Source organism: Promineifilum sp. (SeqCode), from assembly GCF_041918635.1.
GTDB lineage: Bacteria > Chloroflexota > Anaerolineae > Promineifilales > Promineifilaceae > Promineifilum.
Map to the genome: position 1 here is coordinate 1 of NZ_JAYRVJ010000550.1, position 2,393 is coordinate 2,393.

Annotated in this window: 2 protein-coding genes; both read right to left on the minus strand. The window is 57.9% G+C overall.

Features of this window, described 5'->3' with window-relative positions:
* Nucleotides 1–137 precede the first annotated feature (137 nt).
* Nucleotides 138–1,283, minus strand: coding sequence for a DNA modification methylase (locus tag ACE3UY_RS16530; protein ID WP_374688593.1), 1,146 nt, complete (start codon nucleotides 1,281–1,283; stop codon nucleotides 138–140).
* Nucleotides 1,284–1,404: 121 nt separating this feature from the next.
* On the minus strand, nucleotides 1,405–2,238 hold the full coding sequence (locus ACE3UY_RS16535; RefSeq protein WP_374688594.1) for a GIY-YIG nuclease family protein: 834 nt from the start codon (nucleotides 2,236–2,238) through the stop codon (nucleotides 1,405–1,407).
* Nucleotides 2,239–2,393 lie beyond the last annotated feature (155 nt).

Consider the following 2,393-nt stretch of genomic DNA (forward strand, 5'->3'; position numbering starts at 1 on the left):
CCATCTGGCGGTCGGTGATTCTCCATTCTGACGTATTCTGCCGTATCTGGTCGCTGTTCCACCCGTCGAGAATGAGGCGATAGACGGCCTCCACGCGGCGCTCTTTCGTGAGCTTGTCAGCTTTGGGGCCGGCCATGCTACCCTACCAACTCCGCCTCTATCCCGAACGCCTGAAAATACCGCTCCAGCGCGACGGCCGTATAGCCGGGCGAAAGCTCGACGGCCCGGCATTGGCGGGAGAGGTTTTCGCAGGCAATGATGGTTGTGCCGGAGCCGAGGAAGCAGTCATAAACCGCGCCCCTCGGCCGGCTCGAATTACTAATCAGCCGCTCTACCAGGGCCAGTGGCTTTGTCGTCGGATGCATGTCCGATAGTTGCGGTTTGGGGAACTCCAAAACCGAGGTCTGGAAGTCGCCATAGAACTTGTGCCCGCCGTCCTTCCATGCATACAGGATAGGCTCGTGCCTATAGGCGTAGTCCACACGGCCGAGGACGTGATTGTTTTTCAGCCAGACGAGTTCGTGGCGCGGCTCGATTCCCGCGCCCATCATCATCATCATCATCATCATCATCATCTGGTCGCCGCCCTGCGGCATAAAACAATAGACAACCGCGCCCGGACACATGACAGCCGACATGCGCTCAAACGCCGACCGCCATAGCGCCTGAGTCTGCTCCTTGCTTTGATGGTCATTAAGAATCGGTTCCTCAATGCGATTAGCCGGGCTAATCGCATTGAGGAACCGATTCTTATCCGCGTAACTAACGCCGTAGGGCGGGTCAGTGACAACCAGTTCGACCAGGTCATCTCCCATCACCCTCTCCACCACGGCCGCCTCGGTGCAATCCCCGCAAATTAGCCGATGCTCATGTTCCGCCGTCCGTGACGGCAGCCGCCATAGCTGGCCCAACTCGACGCCCCACTCCTGCCGCAACTCCTCGGCCCGGTCTATCTGCGGCTCGGCGTCGCTATCGTCCTTCGGCGCGTACAGACCCGCCCCCTCGGCCAACTCCGCAAGCATCGCCTGCACCGCCGCTTCCCCGCTCTGCACGCTAGATAGCAGCGCGTCCAGCGCCCCCGCGTCGGCCGTCGCCATTGCCGCGAGCGGGTCTAAGGATGCCAGAATTAACCGCTCTTCTTCTTCGGATAGCTCGACCCACGTCACCGGTACTACTGGCTGATTCTCGCGCATGGCGAGCATGACGCGGAGATGCCCGTCAACTAAGTGGCCGGTTGTTCGGTTGGCGACGACGTTCTGTACCAGCCCGATTTCTTTTAGCACGCCGGAGAGTGCGTTTTGTTGATTGATTGGGTGAATCCGCCAGTTAGACGGATTGGCTAGAAGTTGGTCGGGTTCCTCTTCGGAATAGCCTACTATACGGTTACGCCAAGTTGACTTAGCCTTAGCCACGTTGCACCGTCCATCCTTTATGGCTGCGTCGCTTTCCGGTATAAACCTTATCCATCAAACTGCGGGTAAGGCCATGCGCTACGCAGAAATCCTCCAGTCCCTGTATCGGCCCAACGAGCCTACCCTGTGGGTCTACAAAACCCTCGTATACCTTTAGCGTTGCCGCCCGCGCTTTTTTGACGCTGGCCGAAATCTTGGCCCGTGTTTCTTCAGGTATCGAAGTGTGCCAGTCGTGCTTTCGTCCCGTCATCATTTGCCGATGGCGTTTGCGCCATGCCTTATACTCCGGCGATTCCTTTCGCTCTGCTGACACCGTCCACGTTCTGCCAATCAGTTTTTCGCGCCTCTTGTCGATTGTTGCCTGAGATTGTTTTGTGCCGAGCGCGTGTTTGTTCCCTAGCCGCGCCGCGCTAAGTCGCGTCCGCTGCTCAGGTGTAAATTGCTTTCCCCGGCTACTCTCGGCGCGAGGTCGAAGGTTATAGCCGCTGGCCGGGTCACATGCTCTTAGACAGTCCATCCAATATTGTTCCCGTTGTATTAGCTGCTCAGCATCGGGGACACGCTCAATGATGCCAAACTCAAAAGCGGCCTCGCCGTATTCATTCCACGCTGCCTGAAGATGTCGGTTGGGATGTCGCGCCGCTCGGAGTTGCTTGCGGTGGGTGCGCCACCTCTCCCCTGCCCGCGCCGTGCTACCAACGTAAACCTTGCCATTGGTCGTATTGTGAATGGCGTAGACAACCGGCCCTAATTGCCCCAAGTCGGCGGCGTCAACGTATTCCAGCGCCTTAATACGGTTGCGGTAGTCTGTGGGTTTTTGTTTCATTCTGAACCACTCCCCGCCATTATAGCACGTCCATTCGCCACTGTATAGACGCCAAACGGCCGCGCCACCTCATACAGAGCATCACCAGTCATGTATTCGCCCGTAGCCGGCCAGCTTGACTATCTGACCAAGCTTTACGGCAATCAGGCAACGGC